Genomic DNA, 19,873 nt, shown 5'->3' with positions numbered 1-19,873 from the left:
GGGCCGTGCCTTCCCTATACCGCACAATTATACTTGGGGGAATGCCGCAATGAGCAAGAGCAATGTAGACGGCTTTAATTTAACGGAAACGATTGAATCGGGCTTACGGATTTGTATTCCCGCGTCGGCGCATGAAACGTTGCGTTTCGCGGCGGACGAGCTTAAGACGAACCTGTCGCTTGTTGGCCGCGCCGATTGCTCCATTACGGAAGGGGAAATGGAAGCAGGGGGAAACTCTATTGTTCTGCGATTGACCCATCCGCAAGGAAACGACGGCGATTCGGAGAACTTGGACGAATTCGAGATTCGCGCCGAGTACGGCAACGCGGTCATTGCCGGAGCAAGCCCAAGAGCCGTCTTGTTCGGAACGTACCGTTTTCTTGAGGAGCATGCGGGAATCTCATGGCCGACTCCCGCGTACCGTCATATTCCCGCAACGCCGGTTAACGTGCCGATTATCGGCAGGACAACCCGTAAGGCGACGTTCGCCAGAAGGGGGCTCGTGCTGGAAAGCTCGGAGACGACCGAATACGCGATGAATTTAATTGACTGGTCCGCCAAGAACGGCTTGAACGATCTGTTTTTTACGTTCGATCTGTGGGAGCGATACCAAGACGAGTTGAGACCGGAACTCGCGAAGCGGCAATTAATGCTGACGTTGGGCGGCCATAATCTGGGGATGTTTTTCCCGTCAGGGGAGCATTTCGCGGAACATCCGGAGTGGTTTGCGTTACCGGTCGAAGGCGGGAGAAGAATAGCCGATCAGCCTTGTTATTCGAATGAAGCGGGCGTCGCAGTGATGGTCGATAACGTCGTTCGTTACGTGGAGAGGGAGATCCGTAGAGGGACCGTTCTGGCGACGCTCTCCTTGTGGCCTAATGACAACAAGCACGTATGCAATTGTCCGGCTTGCCGGGAAGCCGGATTTATTTCTACTTATATCGGTTTTCTTAGCCGGCTTCGCCGGTCCTTCGCTTCGAAGGGCATAAGCGTGAACGTGGAGCACATCGCCTATAACGCGCAGTTGGAATGGAGCATGCTGGAGGAAGTTCCGGCAAGCAGCGAGTTGGATACGTTGATCGCATGCTGGGGACGGGACTATAAAGATTCGATAGCGTCGCCGAATCGGCCGCGCGACGTCCGGTTTAAGGAAATTACGGAGAAATGGGCGAATGCATGCGGCGGGTTCGGAACGAACTTGACCGTCTTCGAATATTATTCCGACTATTGGATGCTGACTTCTGTGTTCCCTCCGCTGCTCCGAACGATAGCGGAGGATATGGCTTATTATCGCAGCGTCGGAGCGAACGGCGTAATGAGCCTTATTTTGCCTTATTCCAAGGCCGTTAGAATTATAAGGGAAGATATTGGCGGTCAGCCGATTATCGAAGCGATCGACGGACGGGAAATGAATTCGGAGGACGTCGCAATGTGGCTAAATCTCTATGTTTTTTCTCGGTTGACATGGCAAGGGGAAGACGATGCGGATAGGGTTACCTATCGCTTCTGCAATCTCTTCTATGGCGAGCGCGCGAGCTTGTGCAAGGGGATGCTGGACCGTCTATCGATCGCGCTTGCGGGTCTATCGGCATACAACACGGAATTTTTCAAATTGAGATTCATAGATACATGGTTAAGGATGAAAGACGAGGAGATCGTCAACTGGAATCCTTCCAATGACAACGGATCCGTTCCCCGGGCTCGAATCGCCGAATGCCGTCGGGCGCTTGAAGTATTGGACAACGGCTTTGCAAACGTGCCGCTTGCAGGCGGCGGGAAGGAACCGGACGAGCAGCTTCGCAACGTGACCCATCTATTGTCCTACTACGAATTCATCGTCGTGAAACTAAAATCCATTCTCTCTCAATCTCTCGGGCAACTCGATTACATAGAGAACAGAAGAGAGGATGCCGTAAGCCATTGGCAGGAAGCTTTGCGATCGGAGGACGAAATAAACGGTTGGGATCGGGAAATTTGCCGGGAATGGCTGGAGAGGGCAATGTCGCATGATCGCGAATAACCGGATTTGGACGAAAGGAAATCTGTCGTTCTGGTCTTGGAACGACAAGTTGGAGAAGGCGGAAATCGCGCGACAACTGCGCGAATTCAAGGCGGCGGGCATTCACGGGGTGTTCATTCACGCCAGAGGCGGACTGCAGACGCCGTATATGGGAGAAGAATGGATGGACGCGGTCGCATCGGCGATCGAAGCAGCGCATAGGTTGGATATGGAAATCTGGCTATATGACGAGGATGCGTGGCCAAGCGGATTTTGCGGAGGCAGGGTGCCAAGCGAAGGGGAGCGGTATCAGCAAAAGTGGTTATGCCGTGAAACGGTCGACCCCGCGCGGCTTCAACTCACGGACCGAAGTCTTGCCTGCTATATCCGGGATGAAGCCGATGGCCGATGGCGGCAAATCCCTCTGGAGAGTGGCGTAAACTCGCAATCGCAAGTTCTGCATGTTTATTACGACGCTAACCCTTACTATACAGATCTGCTGGATCCCGATGCGGTGGCCTGTTTTATCGGACATACGCACGAGAAGTACAGGGAACGATTCGGGCACGAGTTCGGGCGGACGATTCGGGGCGTGTTTACCGACGAGCCCCAGTACGCCGTCGGAAAATGGCCTTGGTCCCCGGCGTTGGCCGCAACCTTCGAAGCCGACCGGGGATATGGCTTGTTATCGATTCTTCCGGCTCTTTGGTTCGATCAGGAAGGATCGACGAAAGCGAAGCATGATTACTGGCATGCGGTCACGCGGCAATTCGTATCCTCTTTCACGGCCCAGATCGGCTTATGGTGCGAGAAGAACGGATTATGCTTTACGGGGCATATGGCCGCCGAGGATACGCTCTCTTTCCAAATCTCGCAGATCGGCGCGGCTATGCCTCATTACGAATGGATGCAAATGCCGGGCATCGATCACCTCGGCTTGCGGCTGACCCGTCCCGTCTTAATCAAACAGGCAGCCAGCGCGGCCCGCCAGTTGGGAAGGAAGCAGGTGTTGGCGGAAACGTTCGGCTGCAGCGGCTGGGGAGCGGATTTCGAGGATCTGAAATGGATCGCCGATTGGCAGTTGGCTTTGGGGGTTAACGTGCAATGCCAGCATTTAGCCTCGTACTCATTGCGGGGCGCGCGTAAAAGAGACTACCCGCCGTCCCTTTCCTGGCATCAGCCCTGGTGGCGTGATTTCGACCTGTTTAATCAATATGTGACGAATCGTCAGAATTCGCTGACTTCGGGGACGGCCACGGCGAACATTCTGATCGTTCACCCGATCTCCAGCGCATGGTGCCTGTACGATCCCGATCGTCTTCATTCCGTGCGGGAGCTCGATCGGCGGTTCGGAGACCTATCGCAATTGCTGCTGGACATGCAGCGGGAGTTCGATTACGGAGACGAGATGCTGCTAAGCAAGTACGGCGAGACGGAACAAGGCTGGTTGAGGTTGGGAGAAAGCCGATACTCGCTCGTGATTTTGCCTGCGTTATTTTCGTTGGAAAAAAGCACCTTCGAGCTTCTGAAACGGTTCGTCGAGCAAGGAGGCAAAGTCATAAGCGCGGGAGATTTCCCGAAATGCATAGAGGGTGAACCATCGGAGGCGGTGATTCAGTGGTGCGGGGAACATGTCGAACAGATGATGCCGACGTTCAAAACATTCGAGCGAGCGCTAGCGGACGTGCCTTCAACTTATCGGCTAACGGACGCCAGAGGACGACAAGTGAAAAATGTGATAGCCCATCACCGCCGGACGGAAGAGGAACGGGAAGAAACGCTTTTTCTATTTCATTCGCAAAGGGATAACGCCTGCCGAAATCTGTCTCTCTCATGGGATGGAGCATACGAAGTGCGGATGGAGGATACTATCTCGGGTGACAGGATAGATTGCGCCGTGACGATGGAAGAAGGAAAAACGCTGCATGCCTTCGCGCTGAGACCCGGAGAATCCGTATTGTTCATTGCGAGAAGGAAACAAGAAGCGGTTGCCGCGGCCGCAACGATCCGGGGGCCCGAATTTCTCCGGAGTTCAATCGAGCTTGGAGGAACTTGGAGATTGGCCGAACCGTTTCCGAACGCGTTGACCTTGGATCGATGCCGGTACCGAATAGCGGGGGAAGAGGCGTGGAGCGATCCCGGCGACGTGCTGCACGTACAAGAACTTCTGGCCGCCCGAAGAGAGCGACTCGATATCGAAATGGAGTTTACCTTTGCCGTTCGTACGGATTACGATCTGAGGCAAGGACTGTTCATGGCCGGCGAGGAATTGCGATCTTGTAGTATTTCAGTTAATGGCCAAGAGATCTCCGGACAGGTGAGCGGGGAATGGCTCGACCCGGCGATCGAGAAGATCGAGATCGGCCCGTACGTTCGTCGCGGCAGGAACAGCATCGTCGTCCGAAGACCGTTCGAAGGGCGGATGGAGCACCGATTCCTGGACGATTCCGGCGCGTTCGAGACGGAGAGGAACCGGTTCGTCCATAAGACGGAATTGGAGAGCCTGTATTTGCTTGGTTATTTCGAGACGGCTGCCGACAAGTCCGTGCCGGTTTATTCAAGTCCTGAGGGAATTGTGGAAGTATCGGCGGAGACGTTTGCGATAAAAAGTCAAAGAACCGGATACCGGATCGAGGAATTGACTTCCCAAGGTTTGCACTTTTTTCAGGGAACGGTTTCTTTGGAAAAAGAATTCGCGTGGGACGGTACCGCCAAACGTGCGATCTTGCGACTCAGGGAGCCGACATCGTGTGTCGTTAGCGTCGACGTGAACGGCGTAAACGCCGGGCGGATCGCGTGGGAACCGTACGAGTGGGATCTCTCGGATAAACTGAAAGCAGGCGTCAATACGATTAAGGTTCATTTAACGAGTACGCTGCGCAACTTGTTAGGGCCGCATCATCACTACTTAGGGGATCCGTTCTTCGTCGGCCCCAGCACGTTCAAGGGGAGAAAAGGATGGGAGGATGCATTGACCGGATATGCGCATCCGAATGTAACTTGGAAGGACACTTATTTTTTCGTACCGTTCGGAACAGGCAAACCTCCGCTGCTTGAAGTGCTGCAAGAAGTCCGCGAAGAGGATATAAACGGATAGTCGCTTTTCGCATCGAGGGGCTGTACCGAAAGTAGTTCTGCTTCCCTTGGTGAATAGCTCGTTTGACAAAGACTGCATAATGACGGCGCAGGGGGAATCATCCCTAGCGCCGTCTTATTTCGATCTCGATCATCCGCCTGACCGATAGCGCATCTTTCGATTTTCCCAATTCGCTCGACGAAGTATCATTTTCACACATGGTGTATATCTTATGTATATACTTAGTTATGGGGGTGGGATATAATTGGATCACAAGAAGAGGAAGGATATGATCTTAATGACGACTGTCACGCTCAGCAAGTGGGGAAATAGCAGTGCTGTTCGCATACCGAATCAAATTCTAAAGCAGCTCAATTTGGAAGATGGAGCAGAGCTTCAGATCATGATGACATCCGAGAACGAAATTCTCCTTCGGCCGACTGCTAAACCGGAAGAAACGAACGAGAGCTTGCGAGTGCACCTGCAATCGTTGCTCGATGAGTTCAAACCAGATACGTCGCGACATGAAGAAATCGAATACGGTACTGAAGGAGACGAATTGATTTGATTATTCCTTCGCGCGGAGATCTCGTTGCTCTTGATTTCGATCCGCAAGCCGGTCATGAACAGGCCGGGAGAAGACCGGCCATCGTCATTTCCGAGCAAACCTATAACCAACTGACCGGTTTTGCGATTATGTGTCCGATCACGAGTATTGTTAAAAACTATCCTTTTGAAGTTGCGCTTCCGCAAGGACTTCCGGTGACGGGAGTCGTGCTCACGGATCAAATGAAGAGCTTGGATTATCATAAAAGAAAGCTCCGGGTTATAGGTAGCGTTATTCCTGATCATGAAGAATTTTTGAGAGCCGTGTTACGTAATACAAGAGCCATACTAGCGTAAAAAAGCCTTCCGAATACGCATCTCGGAAGGCTTTTTTTGCCGCATGTTTAAATCGGCTCCACGAAATCTACTACCTCATCGCCTTCCGGGCTCTTTTCAATCCCTTCGCCATCTCCGTTCCCTTTACCGCCAGGTGTCGGCGACGCGCCGGGCTCCTTCGAAGCCGCCCCGCCGGCAGGCTGCAAACGGGGATCGTCCGGATGGACGGCGATCAGCGTGTCCTGCGTGCGGTAAGTGTCCTTGGACAGCTTCTTGCGCTCCGCGAATTCGCCATCGACCATTTTAACCAAGAAGGCTTCGACCACGTAACCGGACTCGCCTTTTTGCAGCACCGATTGCTTCCCGAGCGCGATTTTTTCGTCGGCCATATAGACGGTTTTCGGAGCGTTTTCCTTCACGAGCTCGGTTTCTGTCTTGTAGGAAATATTTTCGGGCATCGAGCCGAACAGCTTGACCGTGACCGTCTTATCCTCGACGACCGTGCGGATCAACAATTGCTTGCCCGTGGAATTCCGGAATTTGAAGTTCACGTAACCGCTCGCGAACGTCGCGTCCAGTCCCTTGGGCAAATAACTGACGACGAGAGAATGGTTGCGCCGTTCCACGATGTCCAGTCCCGCTAACAGCGCGGCATTGTACAGCGTGCTTGAGACTTGGCAGATCCCTCCGCCGATCCCGGGCGTCAGCTTGCCTTTGAGAATGACCGGCGCCTCTTTATAGCCATACTCCTCTTCGGCCTTCGCGACGATTTTCCCGTACTCGAATATTTCCCCCGGCATCAGCAACGTGTCGTTGAGCGCCTTCGCTGCCGCGGTCACGTTGTGGGAACGACCTTCTCCGCTCGTCGCGAAGGAAGTCGTGAACTCGACGAGTTTGCGATCAAGCCCGTCTTCCCGTAGCTTGGCGACGGTTATTTCCGGAGCCGTCTCCGTAACCTTCGCTTGGAGCACGCGAGGTTGATCGGAAACCGCCGTCCCCGCTCCCGCGTTAAGCTCGATCCCTTTGATTTGATCAATCAAATCCTGCACCTCAAGCCGGCGTCCGAGTTTCTCCTCGGAGTAGACGACGAGATCCTGATCGGTAATCGTGCGGGAAGCATTCGCGGATTGGCCCGTAACCAAATTTCCCCATGCTTCCGAAGCGGCTTGCTTAAGCGCCTCTTCATCCCAATTCGCCTTTATTTCGTAGGAGGTATCGAAGTTGTCCTGGTACCGCACTTGCGCACGCTCCCACCACGGTAAGTCGCGATAATTCGCGATTGCGTTTAGAGCTTCCGCCGCGTCTACTTTCAAACCCAACTGCTTGAAGGATAAGGAAGGGATGTCCGTTCCAGACTTCGAGCCGTCTCCAAGGCTGTCGGGGTCCACGCTGACCACAGTCGATTCCAATCGGGCCACTTGCTCCTCGATCCGTTTCAGAGCCGTCTCGGGTAACTCCCCGCCAAGTTGCAAATCTCCGATCGACACTCCAACCGGCAGAGTCTTGTCGCTACCGTAGCTCATCGCTCCGCCTACTCCGACGCCGACGATCGCGAACGTCATCAAACCCGTAATCAGCCATCCTTTTTTCATGACGGAAACCCTCTCCAGTCGCTGCTTTTCTTTTACAAATGTTTCTAAATAGTTAGACGATTCATTTGGCGATTCGTTTTACAGGAAAATTAAAAAATTCTTAAAATTTACCTAAAATCCAAGCCTGATATAGGATGGCGGCCTATTTCTCGACATATTTCCCCAGAAGCGCATCGACAAAGAGAGGATTATCAGGCATGATGTCGAAGTAACTAAGGTCTGAATCTTAACAGGAAGTGATACCGTGATCGAAATGCAGGACATTTGGAAAACTTACGCCGACGGAACAACCGCATTGCAAGGCGTGAACGTTGTCATCGACCGAAACGAGTTCGTGTACATAGTTGGACCTTCAGGTGCTGGGAAATCCACCTTCATGAAGCTGATCTACCGGGAAGAAGTGCCGTCCAAGGGGCAAATTTCCGTTAACGGGTTTAATATAGGCAAGCTGAAGCACCGCAAAATTCCGTACGTTCGTCGCAATATCGGCGTTATTTTCCAAGACTACAAGCTTTTACCCAAACTATCGGCTTTCGAAAACGTGGCCTTCGCCATGGAAGTCATCGAGACGCCGCGCAGGATGATCCGCCGCCGCACGATGGAAGTGTTGGAACTCGTCGGCTTGAAACACAAGGCAAGCAGTCTGCCCGCCCAACTCTCGGGCGGAGAGCAGCAACGGGTCGCGATCGCCCGCGCCATCGTAAACAGTCCCGCGGTTATCGTAGCGGACGAGCCTACCGGAAACCTGGACCCCGAAACCTCATGGGGAATTATGAACCTGCTGGAGGAAATCAACTTCCGCGGCACGACGATCGTCATGGCCACCCACAACAAAGAGATCGTGAATACGATGCGCAAACGCGTCATCGCCATCGAGCGCGGAACCATCGTTCGCGATCAGCAGAGAGGGGAATACGGCTATGAAATTTAGTACCGTAACCCGGCATTTGCGCGAAGGCTTCTTGAATATCGGACGCAACGGCTGGATGACTTTCGCTTCCGTGAGCTCCATCGCGGTTTCCTTGTTTATACTCGGCATCTTCATGCTGCTCGCGCTTAACGTGAATAAGCTTGCCGACCAGCTCGACAGTCAAGTCCAGATCAACGTTTACCTGCAAGTGGATACGGAGAAACCGAAGGCCGAAGAGATCGAACGGACGATCAAACGCATTCCGGAAGTAAAATCGGTCACTTACGTTCCTAAAGAAGAAGGCTTGCAGCGGTTCCGCGAAAGCATGGGCGAAGAAGGCAAGGCAGCTCTGGAAGGTTACGAGAAAGAAAACAACCCGCTGCCGGACGCGTTCGAGGTCGAAGCGTTCGACCCGCAGCAGATCGCATACATAGCGAAGCAGATCGAAGCCATTAATCTAACCGATCCCTCCAAATCGATCGCGAAAGTGAAATACGGCAAAGAAACGATCGAGAAGTTATTCAGCATCACGAACGCCGTTCGCAACATCGGGTTCCTCATCGTGTTCGGCTTGGCCGTCATGGCGATGTTCTTGATCTCGACGACGATCAAGATGACCATCATCGCTCGCAGGAGAGAGATCTCGATCATGAAGCTGGTTGGCGCTACGAATAGTTTTATCCGTTGGCCGTTTTTTATCGAAGGCGCGATTATCGGATTTTTCGGATCGTTACTTAGCACGTCGATTCTGCTTTGGGGCTATTCCCAACTCGTGAAGTCGACAAGCGCGACCGTGGGACTATATATGATCCAATTCTCGACGTTGGAAGAGGTCATGGGGATGGTTGGCGGGTCGATTATGATAATGGGAACGCTCCTCGGTATTTTCGGAAGCACGATCTCCGTACGCAGATTTTTGAGAGTATAACGAACTTGAACCGATATTTGGGAGCGGCTGGCCCGTTCCCGAAGGAGGATAAATGTGAAAAGGAAATTAATGCTGCTCATTGCCATGCTGCTGACGGTCGGACTGCTTACGCAACCTTATAATGGACAAGCTCTTTCTGAAATCGAGAAAATCGATCAGGATCTGAAGAAGCTGAAGCAGGATATGGAACGCACCGCGCATAACCAACGGTACGCTGAGAACACGGTTAAAGACCTTACGGGTAAACAGGCCGCCACCAAAGAAGATATCGAGAAATTGCTTTCGCGGATCGATACCGTTCAGAAACGGTTGGAAAATACCCAAAGCAAAATCGCCGATGCGGAAGAGAAGCTCTATTTGACGGGCGAAGAGCTGCAAGAGGCGATAAAGCAACGCGATAATCGTCTTGAATTGATGGACTCGCGGGTTCGCATGGCTTACACGGCCGGTCCCGTATCCTATCTCGACGTCCTTCTGAGCTCGACGAGCTTCACTGACTTCTTGGACCGGTTCGATGCGGTCGAATCGATCGCCGCCCAAGACCGCAATATCGCGGAAGAGAAACAGAAGTACACGGACGAAGTCACCGAAATGAAAGCGCTAAGGGAAACAGAGCTGGCGGAAGTAAAGAAGCTCTACGAAGAGATGGAAAAGCATAAGTCCTCTCTGGAGCAAGACGAGAAGGACAAAGAGGTACTGATCTCCAAGCTGTCCAAAGAAATCGAAGAAATGGAAGAGATTAGCGAAGAGTCGGAGAGACAGTTGACGGAGCTCGCGAAGCAAGCTTCGGCGCTGGAAGCGAAGAAGAACCGCATCAAAAATTATTATAAGGGCGGCAAGCTCGGCATGCCTTTGAAATCCGAATATAGGCTTTCATCGCCGTTCGGATATCGGATTCATCCGATTACGGGCAAGAAGAAGCTGCATTCGGGCATGGATATGGCTGCACCCAAAGGAACGCCGATCTATGCCGCGGAGACGGGAGTCGTGACCGTAGCCCAATCCTGGAGCGGGTACGGTAACTGTATCATCATCGATCACGGCGGCGGATTGTGGACGTTGTACGGCCATCTCAGCGTCATTCAAGTGAAGAAGGGCGAGACGGTGAAGCGCGGGGAGAAAATCGGATTGGTCGGTTCCACGGGCCAATCGACCGGCAATCACTTGCATTTCGAAGTACGTAAAAATGCCGAGCCGGTCAATCCCGCTCCCTATTTGAAATAACGGCATGAGGGACAGCCGATCTCCCGACAGTTCAGCGGGGTGACGGCTGTTTTCTTATCCCGGATTTCATAACAAGGATAAGTAGGATATGCTTGTCATAATGTAATCATATGCCGTAATTCGAGGAGTGGGGTTAGGTGTGGTTTCGTGGTCGCACCGTTATAGCCATGATGGTGCTGACGGCAATTGCTGCCAGTATGGCGACGTATGCTTTTTTCGAGCTCCCCGATTGGGGATTTAAGCCTTCCGATCGGCAAGAGGGCTCGGCTTCTCTGGAAGGTTCGGAAGGATTACGGCAAGAGGAATTGGATAAATTGAATCGGGCGATAGGCTTGATCGAACGAAGATTCATCTTGCCGACCGATCGGGGCTTACTCATGGACGGAGCTATCCAAGGGATGGTTCAGTCGCTGCGCGATCCCTATTCCGTATACAAATCGGAGGAAGAAGCGGAGAAATTCAAGGACGATCTTCAAGGAGCGTTCACCGGGATCGGCGCCGAACTTAGGGTCGAGAACGGAGCGATCGTGGTGGAAGCGCCCATTCGGGGATCTCCGGCCGAGAAAGCGGGATTGCAACCGAGGGATATTTTGCTGTCCATTAACGGCGAGAGCTTGCACGGGCTTAAGTTAAGCGAAGCGGTCAGTAAAATTCGCGGCCCCAAAGGGACGAAGGCGAAGCTGAAAGTACAGCGCAGCGGAACCGCAGAGCCGCTTGATCTCGAGCTGGTTCGCGACAGGATCGACTTGGAAAGCGTGCACGCCGGGATGGAGCCGGACGGAGTCGGGCATCTAATCATTAATCAATTCAACGAGGATACGGCCGTTCAAGTCGCCGAGGAATTGCATGCGATGGAAGCCGGAGGGTTGAAGGCGCTCGTGATCGACGTGCGCGACAATCCGGGAGGATTGCTCAAATCCGTCATCGAAGTCGCCGACCAACTCATGGAGAAGAATAAGCCGATCGTCCAGTCCGAATATCGGGACGGTCAGCTTAAAGTCGATGTCGCTTCGAATGGCGCGAAAAATAAATTGTACCCGATCGTCGTGCTCGTGAACGAGGGAAGCGCCAGCGCGGCGGAAATCTTGGCCGGAGCGTTGAAGCAATCGGCGAATGCGACGCTTATCGGCGAAACCACGTACGGCAAAGGAACGGTGCAAGTATCGTTCAACGACGATCTCGGCGATCGAAGCTTAGTCAAGCTTACCGTCTATAAGTGGCTGCTGCCGGACGGTACGTGGATTAACGAGAAAGGAATCGTACCGGACGAGGTCGTTCCTCAACCGGATTATTTTCTCGCCTCGCGATTGCCGCGGGACTATATTCTCAAATACGATACGACGGGCGAGGCCGTCAAGAATCTCCAGAATATCTTGGCCGGCGTAGGTTTCCCGGCGGATCGAACGGACGGTTACTTCAGCCAAGCCACGAAGACGGCGCTCGAGAACTTTCAGAAGAGCGAGTCGCTTACGGTTACCGGAGAAGCGGACGAGGCAACGGCGCAGAGGCTGGAAGAAGTGCTGTACTCGAATATTCAAGACGCGGCTAACGACAAGCAATGGCAGGCGGCTTTGCACCGCGCGCGCGAATTGATCGGCGCGGGGTTGTAAATATTAAGAAAGCCTACGGTGAAGGAATTTTCTTGCTATTGTCGAATACTTAGGAGGTTGACCTTAGGTCAACTTCCTTTTTGACTTTATGAAGCACCTATAAGGAAAGGGGAAAAGAAAGTGGATCCTCTGCTGGATGTATTACGCGAAGCGGGACAAGCCGCGATCGGCTTGTTGGCGCAACCGTATTTCTATATCGCCGTCGTATTGGTATGGTGGCATGCGCGCCTCGGGGTAACGCTGCAGCGCAAGCTATTCCACGTCAGGTTGTACGGCTCGTTGTATTTGACGTTATCGAGAGTCGTCGCGGGCGTTGCCGTCGGTCTCGTTCTGTCGGTTGCCGGGTTCGGCGCCGGTGGATCGCTTACTTCGGAAACATTGCTGTTCCTCTGGGCGGCTATGGCGGTATTGGCGTTGTTTCGGCTGCGCTACGTCTGTCTGGCTTATGCGGCGGGCGCGTTGGGTTTGCTGCAGGCCGTGTCGGAATGGACGGGGTTGGAACGTTCCGAAGGAGCGCTATCCGATGCGCTTCAGACTCTTGGCGCGATAGACGTTCCGGGGTTGCTCTTCATGGCCGGTCTGCTGCATATCGCCGAAGGTTTCCTTGTTAGGCTGCAAGGCTCGAAGCAAGCGATCCCCTTGTTCCTGCAAGGAAAACGGGGGAAGCCGATGGGGGCATACTCGCTATCCGGCGTATGGCCGATTCCTCTGCTATGGCTCGTTCCGGCGACGGCGGACGGATTCGCGTTGCCTTGGGCGCCGATATTCGGAGGGGACGCGGCTTCTTGGAGCTTGCTGGCCTTCCCGGTACTTATCGGCTTCAGCGACCGCACGACTTCGTTCTGGCCGGAGCGCAAAGCCCGTACGTCGGGAAATACGCTCATTGTCTACGGAGCGGTAATCGCGCTGCTGGCGGTCGGAGCGGAATACTGGTCGCCGTTAACCGTAGTTGCGGCGATCGCGGCCTTCGCGTTGCATGAAGGGCTGCTTATGTATAGCCGTATGCGCGAAGCGGGCAGGAACCCGCTTTATTCCCAAGACGGCACGGGCGTTAGGGTGCTAGCGGTATTGCCGAATACGCCGGCGATCGAGCTCGGTTTCCAATCCGGCGAAACGATCAAGAAGGTTAACGGCGTATCCGTTCGCACGAAAGAGGAGCTTCATGCCGCTCTTCAGCGGCAGTCGGCATTTTGCAAGCTGGAGGTCGTCAATCGCGACGGGCATGTCAAGTTCTTGCAGCGCGCTAGATACGAAGGAGAACATTACCAACTTGGATTGATCCTAGCGCCGGACGAAGACGTGGAATTCGTCGCCGCCCCTCGTTCCTTCTCGATCTGGCAAGGCTTGAGAGAAGCGGGAGCGCGCAGATTGGGTAATTCTCCGACGATGAAAGCCCGCATGGAGGCTCGACAGGCGGCGGCCGAGCAAGCGGCGGCCGAAGAAGCGGCTCACGCTGCGGCCGCCGAACCGGAGCTACCGGCCGAAGATGCGGGACTCCCCCCTCGGGGAACGTCTTCGCCAAAAAAACCTTGACTTAACAGGCGATGTGAAGTATTTTGTAATGACATCATCAGTAATAGGCTTTCTAGGGTTCCACGGTGCTCAGCAAGGTACCGGTTCGGTCCGAGAGGAAGCGCGTCTTCCGATAGCGAAGATGAACACGGCGGGATAAAAACCCGGGAGTATCGATGACGGTTCGAGGGCGACGATTGTTCGTTGCTCGCGAGCCGGCGATGCTCTCGGGTTTCTTTGTATTTTTATGGCAAGTAATCCGAGGGTCTCGTCGGGGTAAAATACAAATCGGAGGTGCAGCATGAATCGGAAGTGGATGTTATTATTGGCAGCTGGATTGTGCGAGGTCGGATGGGTAGCCGGGTTGAAGCATGCTTCTACGGTCGGGGAATGGGCATTAACCGCGCTTGGAATCGCGTTAAGCTTTATTGGATTGATTTACGTGACGCGCGTTCTTCCGGTCGGTACGGCTTACGCGGTTTTTACGGGTATAGGCGCGGCGGGAACGGTGTTGGCGGAGTCTATTTTCTTTAACGTGGAATTGGACGCCGGTAAGTTGGCCTTGGTTATCGTCATGATTATCGGGATAGCGGGACTGAAAGTGACGAGCGATACGAAGGCGCGGGAGGTGGAAGAGTAATGGCATGGATCGTGTTGGTGTTCGCGGGTCTATTCGAGGTCGTAGGCGTATTGGGAATGAATAGGTTAAAAGTGAAAAAAGACAAGATGAGCCTCGTTCTGCTTATCGGAGGGTTTATCGTAAGCTTCCTTCTGTTATCCATCGCGATGAAATCCATTTCCATGGGCACGGCTTACGCGGTATGGACGGCGATCGGAACGGTCGGCGGAACTCTCGTAGGCATGCTGTTCTACGGGGAGTCCCGCCAAATCCGCCGGATCTTTTTCCTAAGTCTGGTCGTGGGAGCGGTTATCGGATTAAAGGTTCTTGAGCATTAGTCGCTTGTTTATCTTGTTTATTGCTTATTGATCCATTGGCCGATATCGAGAATAACCTGTTTATCGACGTTGCCGGGATGATTATACTCTTCAACCGTATTCTGATCTTTGCCCTCATAATTCACGAAGAAATGATTAAGGCCAGGGTAGAGCTTGAAGCTAGCCTTGGCATTGTTCTTGAGATGTTCTTGCCATTGGCTATAGTCTTTGGCGAACACTTGAAAGTCGTCTTCTCCTTGCATGATCAATATCGGCTTCGATAATCGGCTAACGAGACTTTGAGCGCCGTGCTGATCCATTTCCTTAAAGTATAACGCCGGGATTCCGAATAACGTCTGTTCGATCGCCTCTTTATCCGACAGGCTACTAAGTTTCTCGGCTCTGATCTTCTCGGCCGCAAGCCAAGTCTCGTTCGCCTTCTTCTTAGGATCTTTATCGTCCATGGCCCGAATGAAGTCGGCGTTCTGGTCGGCGATGATCTCCCATAAGGAACGCGTGGAGCCGGCTAGAATGACCAAACCGGCGAAATCACCGCCTTCGTTATCTATTCTCGGAGCCAGCATTCCTCCGAGACTATGCCCGACGACGTACACTTGCGAAGGGTCGATTCTCTTGTCGCCTTTAAGAAGCTTGGAAGCGGCGATTGCATCGTCGACCGTTTCTTCTTTTACGGTAAACTTCGTTAGCATCTCTGGGGTAAAGCTTTTCCCGTACACGAACGTTCTCTTGTCGTAACGGAGAACTGCGATGCCCTGTTGCGCGAGTCCCCATGCGATATCGCGGAAGGGCTTGTAACTGCCGGCGGTTTCATCCCGATCGCTAGGGCCCGAGCCTTGAACCAATACGACGGCGGGAACGGGACCGGTTGCGTTCTTGGGAAGCGTTAATGTGCCTTCCAGAGGATAGGCCGAGCCTGTTCCGACGGTAACGTCTTCCTCGGTCAATCCGGCAGGCAGAGCTGCTTCAGGCTGCAAGGGACTTAACCGCAAACCGATGATTTTGCCGGATTCGTTAAGATGGATAAGAAGGGCGACGTTCTCTTTGGAGAAGTTCAAGGTGACGTTGATCTCTTTGTTGACCGTATCGTTCGTATTCGATTGAATCTTGTGGATCCCGATAAAGTTTCCGGCCGTCGCAATCGTCTGCTCCCAACCGGCTTGCAAGGCTTTTACCGGAATAAGCGGCTTGATCGTCTCGTCGAAGTAGTTATCCGAAAGCTGTTGGTAAGCCCCCGTATTGAGGAACTCAACGATGGTCGGCGCGAAAATGTCGTCGAAATTTTTCGGTAAACCGATAACGACCTCCGATCTATCGTTGTCGTACGCGGTTTCGAATCCGAATACTTTCGAGAAGAAGGTTAACGGGACATAGATCCGGTTCGCCTTGGAGATTGCCGCCGCTCCGTAAGATACGGTCTGCTCTTCGTTCATAACGGCCGCATTGGTGCCGATCCGAAGGGAAACACGGAAGAGGGAATCGGTCAGTTGAACCTTATCGGTGCCTTTGGTTAAGCCGATTTTCATTCCCATCGCTTGCGCCGATTGCCGGAGAGGAATCCAAACGTCGGTTCCTTTCTTGAACGGCTGTGCGTCGCTAAATACGATCGGTTTGTTGTTCAGGATAACCTGGATACCGGAGGCGGCGGCCGTCATCGGCAATAGGGTCAGGAAGATCACGACGCTCAATAATAGGGATAGTTTTTTCATGAAAATGCATTCTCCTTCGCTTTTTGATCGGAATTGAAATTAGGAACTCGTTTTTTTCTTGAAAAGCATATAAGAATAGGCAAACGGGATCAACGAGCTAGCTAACGCGCAGGCTAACAGGATGCCAACGGTCCAAACCGAGGAAACGAACCATGCGCATATGAACATGATTAAACCCCCGATAACCCATAACCTAGCTCCCAACCGATGGGTTAGACGCCAATTGTTCTCGTCCAGCAATGCCCAGGGAGTTCGAATACCGATGAAAAAATTGCTTCGGACTTGCCCCATTCTGTTGCCGATGATGATCCATAGGACGCCTAAGCCTCCGGTAATCAGGTTGGGCAAATGGACGTCGTATCCGGCGTTATCGAGAATGACGAACAGCATGATGCCGTGGAGGAAAAGGCTGATGGCCCATCTCATGAGGTCGTAATACCCTTCGAAGCGGGCATAGTTGCTTTGGCGCGGATCGATATATCGCATGACCGACAATAGCGTCGGAAGGACGATGCCGATTCCCGCGTACATAAGCCAGAAGCTTGTTCTCGACATCATGCGGTCCGCTTCTCCGTTAATATTGTAATGGGCGGCGACCTCATCGGGAAGGCGGTTATTAAAAATGAAATAGAGGATCGCGAACACGAGCACGTTCGTTCCCAACAGTAACCAGTCTTTTTTCGTCCATTTGAATTTTGCGTCTTTCGTTTCATTTGCGTTCGTCATGCGTCGGCTCTCCTTTTGTTCCGATCATGCCGAGAAACCAGCCCATGGCTTCCTGCATGACGGATAGATTGATGGAATAAAGGATATTCTGTCCTTGACGCTCGTCTTGGACGAGGTGGGCTTGCTTAAGGATATTGAGATGGTGGGAAATGCTCGGCTTGGAAATGTTGAACTGATCCGCGATTTCTCCCGCCGTTAGATCTTTTTCTTTTAATAACTGAAGGATCTTTCTTCGGGTCGGATCGGACAACGCTTTGAAAGTATCGTTCATTATGCAAATGTCCTCCTTCCTCGAAGTATAATTCGATATTTAGACAATTATCTAAACGTTATATTTAGATGATAAGCTAAATATTAAATCAAGTCAACATGAACACGAGCAGGATTACGCAAACAGGCCGCCCCATAATTAAGAGGCGACCTGTTTGCTACTTTATTGTCGACTAACAACAATGAGACAAGATCAACTGCAGTCTATTGCTGATTATATATAAAGAAGAGAGCAATCGCGACCGCGATTCCTAGACACCCAAGCGTAAACAGGGTAATCTTGATCGCACTGCGAGGAACGTGGCCGGAAACCTTTCCCGTCTGCCCGTTTACCATGTAATAATACGGTTTGGATTTATAAATATAATTTGCGTTCCATACCGGAAGCAATAAGTGCTTATATGTGACGTCGTCGTATGAGGTGCGAATGTTTAAGTTGCGGATTTCGTCGCCGCCGATTATGTTTCTGACTTCCGACTTGATGTGGCCGTCCGCCTCATGTTGCGCTGCTTTCCAGCCTTTTTCACGAGAGACGGAGTACCTTTCGGAAGTATATCCGCTTAAATACTCGGGCCGGTAAACATGAAGCTCCTTGAGATTAAAATTCCCGAGTTTATCCAACAGGTTCGAGTCGTAATGTCCGGAGGCCGGAATCAGAATATCGTCGAAGCTGCGGTTGTAATCGCCCCGAGTAGAGTGCCACACCGTGTACCGTTGAGTGTCCGTATAGGTTTCCGTTTTTCCGTTGACGACTCTCGTGCGGGTCACCGTGCGATAGTGATAGATACCCACTTCGGCGGAATAAACGGAATAGGTTTCGGTATCGTAAGTCCAATAGGGGATGTAAATGCTGTTAAGCTGAGAGCTCACGTTCTGCTTTTTGAAAGTATTAGGCAGGAACCAACGCTTCTTCTTCCAGGTTGCGAAGGAGCTCAAGGCTTCGTCTCGCGAGATTTGGAATGGGATGATCGATTCCGGTCGAATGCTTCGGGACTCATTCTGCTGGAGCACCTTCGGCGAGCCGCAGAACACGCATTGGGAAGTGGTCTGGCCTGCGGGTATCAACGTTTCTCCGCCGCACGTCTCGCAATGGATGGCTTGCTGCTCCGTGCCCCAATCATGCAGGCTTTCCAAGTCTTCGTCACCGCAATTTAAAGAATACTCTTGCGGTTGCTCGATGACGGCGTCTATCGCTTGCTCTTCTCCGCAATATAGGCATTTCAAGTTCTGGCTTTCCGTATCGAAAACCATAGGGCCCGCACAGCTCTCGCATGGAAATCGAATAGCCGAAGTTTGGGTGTTCATAGCTGCCTCCGTTTAGGTTTTGCTGCCGCATTCGGAGCAGAATTTGGCGTTCTCCGTCAGCTTGCTGCCGCACTCGGAACAAAATTTCTTGTTGCCGGGCTGCTGTTGGAACGTAGGCTGTTGTGGTGCCGTTTGTTGCTGCGAAGCCTCAGCCTGCTGAGGCTCGGGGGACTTTCCAGTCATCTGGTTCATCATCTGACCCATCATCTGTCCCATTGCCATCCCGGCACCCAAGCCTGCACCCGTGCCGGCAACGCCGCCCGGCTGGTTAGCGGCATCACGGATGGATTCCGCAGTTTGGAACTTCATATATTGGTCAAGATTGCCGGCGATGTTCATAGAGGATCTGCGGTCGATCATCTTCTCGACATCTTCCGGAAGCGAGATATTCTCGATCGTTACGTTCGTTAACGTTAAGCCGATAGCCGAGAATTGCGGCTGCAACCGAGAGACGGAGAGGCGGCTTAGCTCATCGTAAGAGCTGGATAAATCCGCTACCGGAATTTTTGCTTCGCCGATCATGTCGCTGATGCCGGATACGACGGCAGATTTGAGAAAACCGGTAATCCCTGCCGTGGTCAGTTCTTGCTTCGTGCCGAAAATGTCTTTAAGGAAAACGACGGGATCGCTAATGCGGAAAGAATAGTTGCCGAAGCCCCGCATTCGGATAATGCCGAATTCCGGATCGCGGATAATGACCGGGTTTGTCGTTCCCCATTTCTGATCCGTGAAGTTCGTCATATTGAGGAAATACACATCCGACTTAAACGGAGAATTGAAGCCATACTTCCAAGAGTTCAACGCGGTTAACACAGGGAGATTCAGCGTGCCCAGAGTGTGGGTTCCCGGACCGAATACGTCGGCGATCTGTCCTTCGTTCACGAAGATCGCCGCTTGCGATTCGCGCACGATAAGCTTTGCGTCCATTTTGATCGCGTTATCGTATGCGGGGAAGCGGTAGACCAGAACGCCTTTATCATCCAGCCATTCGATAACCTCAATAAATTGCCCTTTGATAAAATCAAACAATCCCATCGATACTCTCCAGTCTGCTGCCGCCGTAGGCACGGAGGAGCTCTTTTCCATATATCATATCAGAAATAGGGTTATCTCTGTCGTAATAGGCGATATTTATGAGTAGATGAATTTTGACGGTGCCGACGGAAAAAGATATAC

At 52.5% G+C, this 19,873-nt stretch carries 17 protein-coding genes and 1 riboswitch; of the genes, 11 read left to right on the top strand and 6 right to left on the bottom strand.

Annotated features, from left to right (window positions below; translation table 11 throughout):
* Positions 1 to 49 precede the first annotated feature (49 nt).
* The 4 genes from HH215_RS19690 to HH215_RS19675 all read left to right on the top strand — a co-directional run bounded on the left by HH215_RS19690 (position 50) and on the right by HH215_RS19675 (position 5,978).
* Entirely contained in the window at positions 50 to 2,020 is a 1,971-nt protein-coding gene (locus HH215_RS19690) for a DUF4838 domain-containing protein (protein WP_169281443.1), read from the top strand.
* Positions 2,007 to 5,096: a glycosyl hydrolase gene (locus HH215_RS19685; protein WP_169281442.1), complete on the top strand. Its 3,090-nt coding sequence runs from the start codon at positions 2,007 to 2,009 to the stop codon at positions 5,094 to 5,096. Before HH215_RS19690 ends, HH215_RS19685 begins: the two co-directional genes overlap by 14 nt.
* Positions 5,097 to 5,340: 244 nt before the next feature.
* Complete coding sequence (locus HH215_RS19680; protein WP_169281441.1) at positions 5,341 to 5,643, top strand: AbrB/MazE/SpoVT family DNA-binding domain-containing protein; 303 nt, start codon at positions 5,341 to 5,343, stop codon at positions 5,641 to 5,643.
* Complete coding sequence (locus HH215_RS19675) at positions 5,640 to 5,978, top strand: type II toxin-antitoxin system PemK/MazF family toxin (RefSeq protein ID WP_169281440.1); 339 nt, start codon at positions 5,640 to 5,642, stop codon at positions 5,976 to 5,978. Before HH215_RS19680 ends, HH215_RS19675 begins: the two co-directional genes overlap by 4 nt.
* 47 nt (positions 5,979 to 6,025) lie before the next feature.
* Here the strand turns inward: HH215_RS19675 and HH215_RS19670 are convergent, their stop codons facing one another.
* Positions 6,026 to 7,549: a VanW family protein gene (locus tag HH215_RS19670; RefSeq protein ID WP_169281439.1), complete on the bottom strand. Its 1,524-nt coding sequence runs from the start codon at positions 7,547 to 7,549 to the stop codon at positions 6,026 to 6,028.
* 244 nt (positions 7,550 to 7,793) lie between these two features.
* Here HH215_RS19670 and ftsE point away from each other — a divergent pair, with 244 nt between their 5' ends.
* The 7 genes from ftsE to HH215_RS19635 all read left to right on the top strand — a co-directional run bounded on the left by ftsE (position 7,794) and on the right by HH215_RS19635 (position 14,690).
* Positions 7,794 to 8,480 (top strand): cell division ATP-binding protein FtsE, encoded by a 687-nt coding sequence (gene ftsE / locus HH215_RS19665; RefSeq protein WP_169281438.1) that lies wholly within the window; start codon positions 7,794 to 7,796, stop codon positions 8,478 to 8,480.
* Complete coding sequence (ftsX, locus tag HH215_RS19660; RefSeq protein ID WP_169281437.1) at positions 8,470 to 9,387, top strand: permease-like cell division protein FtsX; 918 nt, start codon at positions 8,470 to 8,472, stop codon at positions 9,385 to 9,387. Before ftsE ends, ftsX begins: the two co-directional genes overlap by 11 nt.
* A 54-nt stretch (positions 9,388 to 9,441) precedes the next feature.
* Positions 9,442 to 10,611 (top strand): murein hydrolase activator EnvC family protein, encoded by a 1,170-nt coding sequence (locus HH215_RS19655; protein WP_169281436.1) that lies wholly within the window; start codon positions 9,442 to 9,444, stop codon positions 10,609 to 10,611.
* Between the two features lie 137 nt (positions 10,612 to 10,748).
* Complete coding sequence (locus HH215_RS19650; RefSeq protein WP_169281435.1) at positions 10,749 to 12,221, top strand: S41 family peptidase; 1,473 nt, start codon at positions 10,749 to 10,751, stop codon at positions 12,219 to 12,221.
* A gap of 120 nt (positions 12,222 to 12,341) precedes the next feature.
* On the top strand, positions 12,342 to 13,754 hold the full coding sequence (locus HH215_RS19645) for a PDZ domain-containing protein (protein ID WP_169281434.1): 1,413 nt from the start codon (positions 12,342 to 12,344) through the stop codon (positions 13,752 to 13,754).
* A 41-nt stretch (positions 13,755 to 13,795) separates the two neighbouring features.
* A riboswitch (guanidine-I (ykkC/yxkD leader) is annotated at positions 13,796 to 13,906 on the top strand.
* 128 nt (positions 13,907 to 14,034) lie between these two features.
* On the top strand, positions 14,035 to 14,373 hold the full coding sequence (locus HH215_RS19640; RefSeq protein WP_169281433.1) for a DMT family transporter: 339 nt from the start codon (positions 14,035 to 14,037) through the stop codon (positions 14,371 to 14,373).
* Positions 14,373 to 14,690: a DMT family transporter gene (locus HH215_RS19635; RefSeq protein WP_169281432.1), complete on the top strand. Its 318-nt coding sequence runs from the start codon at positions 14,373 to 14,375 to the stop codon at positions 14,688 to 14,690. The genes HH215_RS19640 and HH215_RS19635 overlap by 1 nt, the downstream gene beginning before the upstream one ends.
* Positions 14,691 to 14,707: 17 nt before the next feature.
* On the opposite strand, the gene HH215_RS19630 is transcribed toward HH215_RS19635, so the two are convergent.
* The 5 genes from HH215_RS19630 to HH215_RS19610 form a co-directional block, all read right to left on the bottom strand.
* Positions 14,708 to 16,396: an alpha/beta fold hydrolase gene (locus tag HH215_RS19630; RefSeq protein WP_169281431.1), complete on the bottom strand. Its 1,689-nt coding sequence runs from the start codon at positions 16,394 to 16,396 to the stop codon at positions 14,708 to 14,710.
* Positions 16,397 to 16,435: 39 nt separating this feature from the next.
* Positions 16,436 to 17,122 (bottom strand): SdpI family protein, encoded by a 687-nt coding sequence (locus tag HH215_RS19625; protein ID WP_169281430.1) that lies wholly within the window; start codon positions 17,120 to 17,122, stop codon positions 16,436 to 16,438.
* The gene (locus tag HH215_RS19620) at positions 17,106 to 17,393 is read right to left on the bottom strand and encodes an autorepressor SdpR family transcription factor (RefSeq protein ID WP_169281429.1); all 288 of its coding nucleotides are present in this window, start codon (positions 17,391 to 17,393) and stop codon (positions 17,106 to 17,108) included. The genes HH215_RS19625 and HH215_RS19620 overlap by 17 nt, the downstream gene beginning before the upstream one ends.
* A gap of 203 nt (positions 17,394 to 17,596) precedes the next feature.
* Positions 17,597 to 18,697 (bottom strand): hypothetical protein, encoded by a 1,101-nt coding sequence (locus tag HH215_RS19615; protein ID WP_169281428.1) that lies wholly within the window; start codon positions 18,695 to 18,697, stop codon positions 17,597 to 17,599.
* 12 nt (positions 18,698 to 18,709) lie between these two features.
* A complete protein-coding gene (locus HH215_RS19610) occupies positions 18,710 to 19,765 on the bottom strand; it encodes an SPFH domain-containing protein (protein WP_254450151.1) in 1,056 nt (351 codons plus the stop codon).
* Between the last annotated feature and the right edge of the window lie 108 nt (positions 19,766 to 19,873).

The sequence above is a fragment of the Cohnella herbarum genome (assembly GCF_012849095.1).
Lineage (GTDB): Bacteria > Bacillota > Bacilli > Paenibacillales > Paenibacillaceae > Cohnella > Cohnella herbarum.
This window is presented reverse-complemented; position numbering and strand designations above follow the sequence as displayed.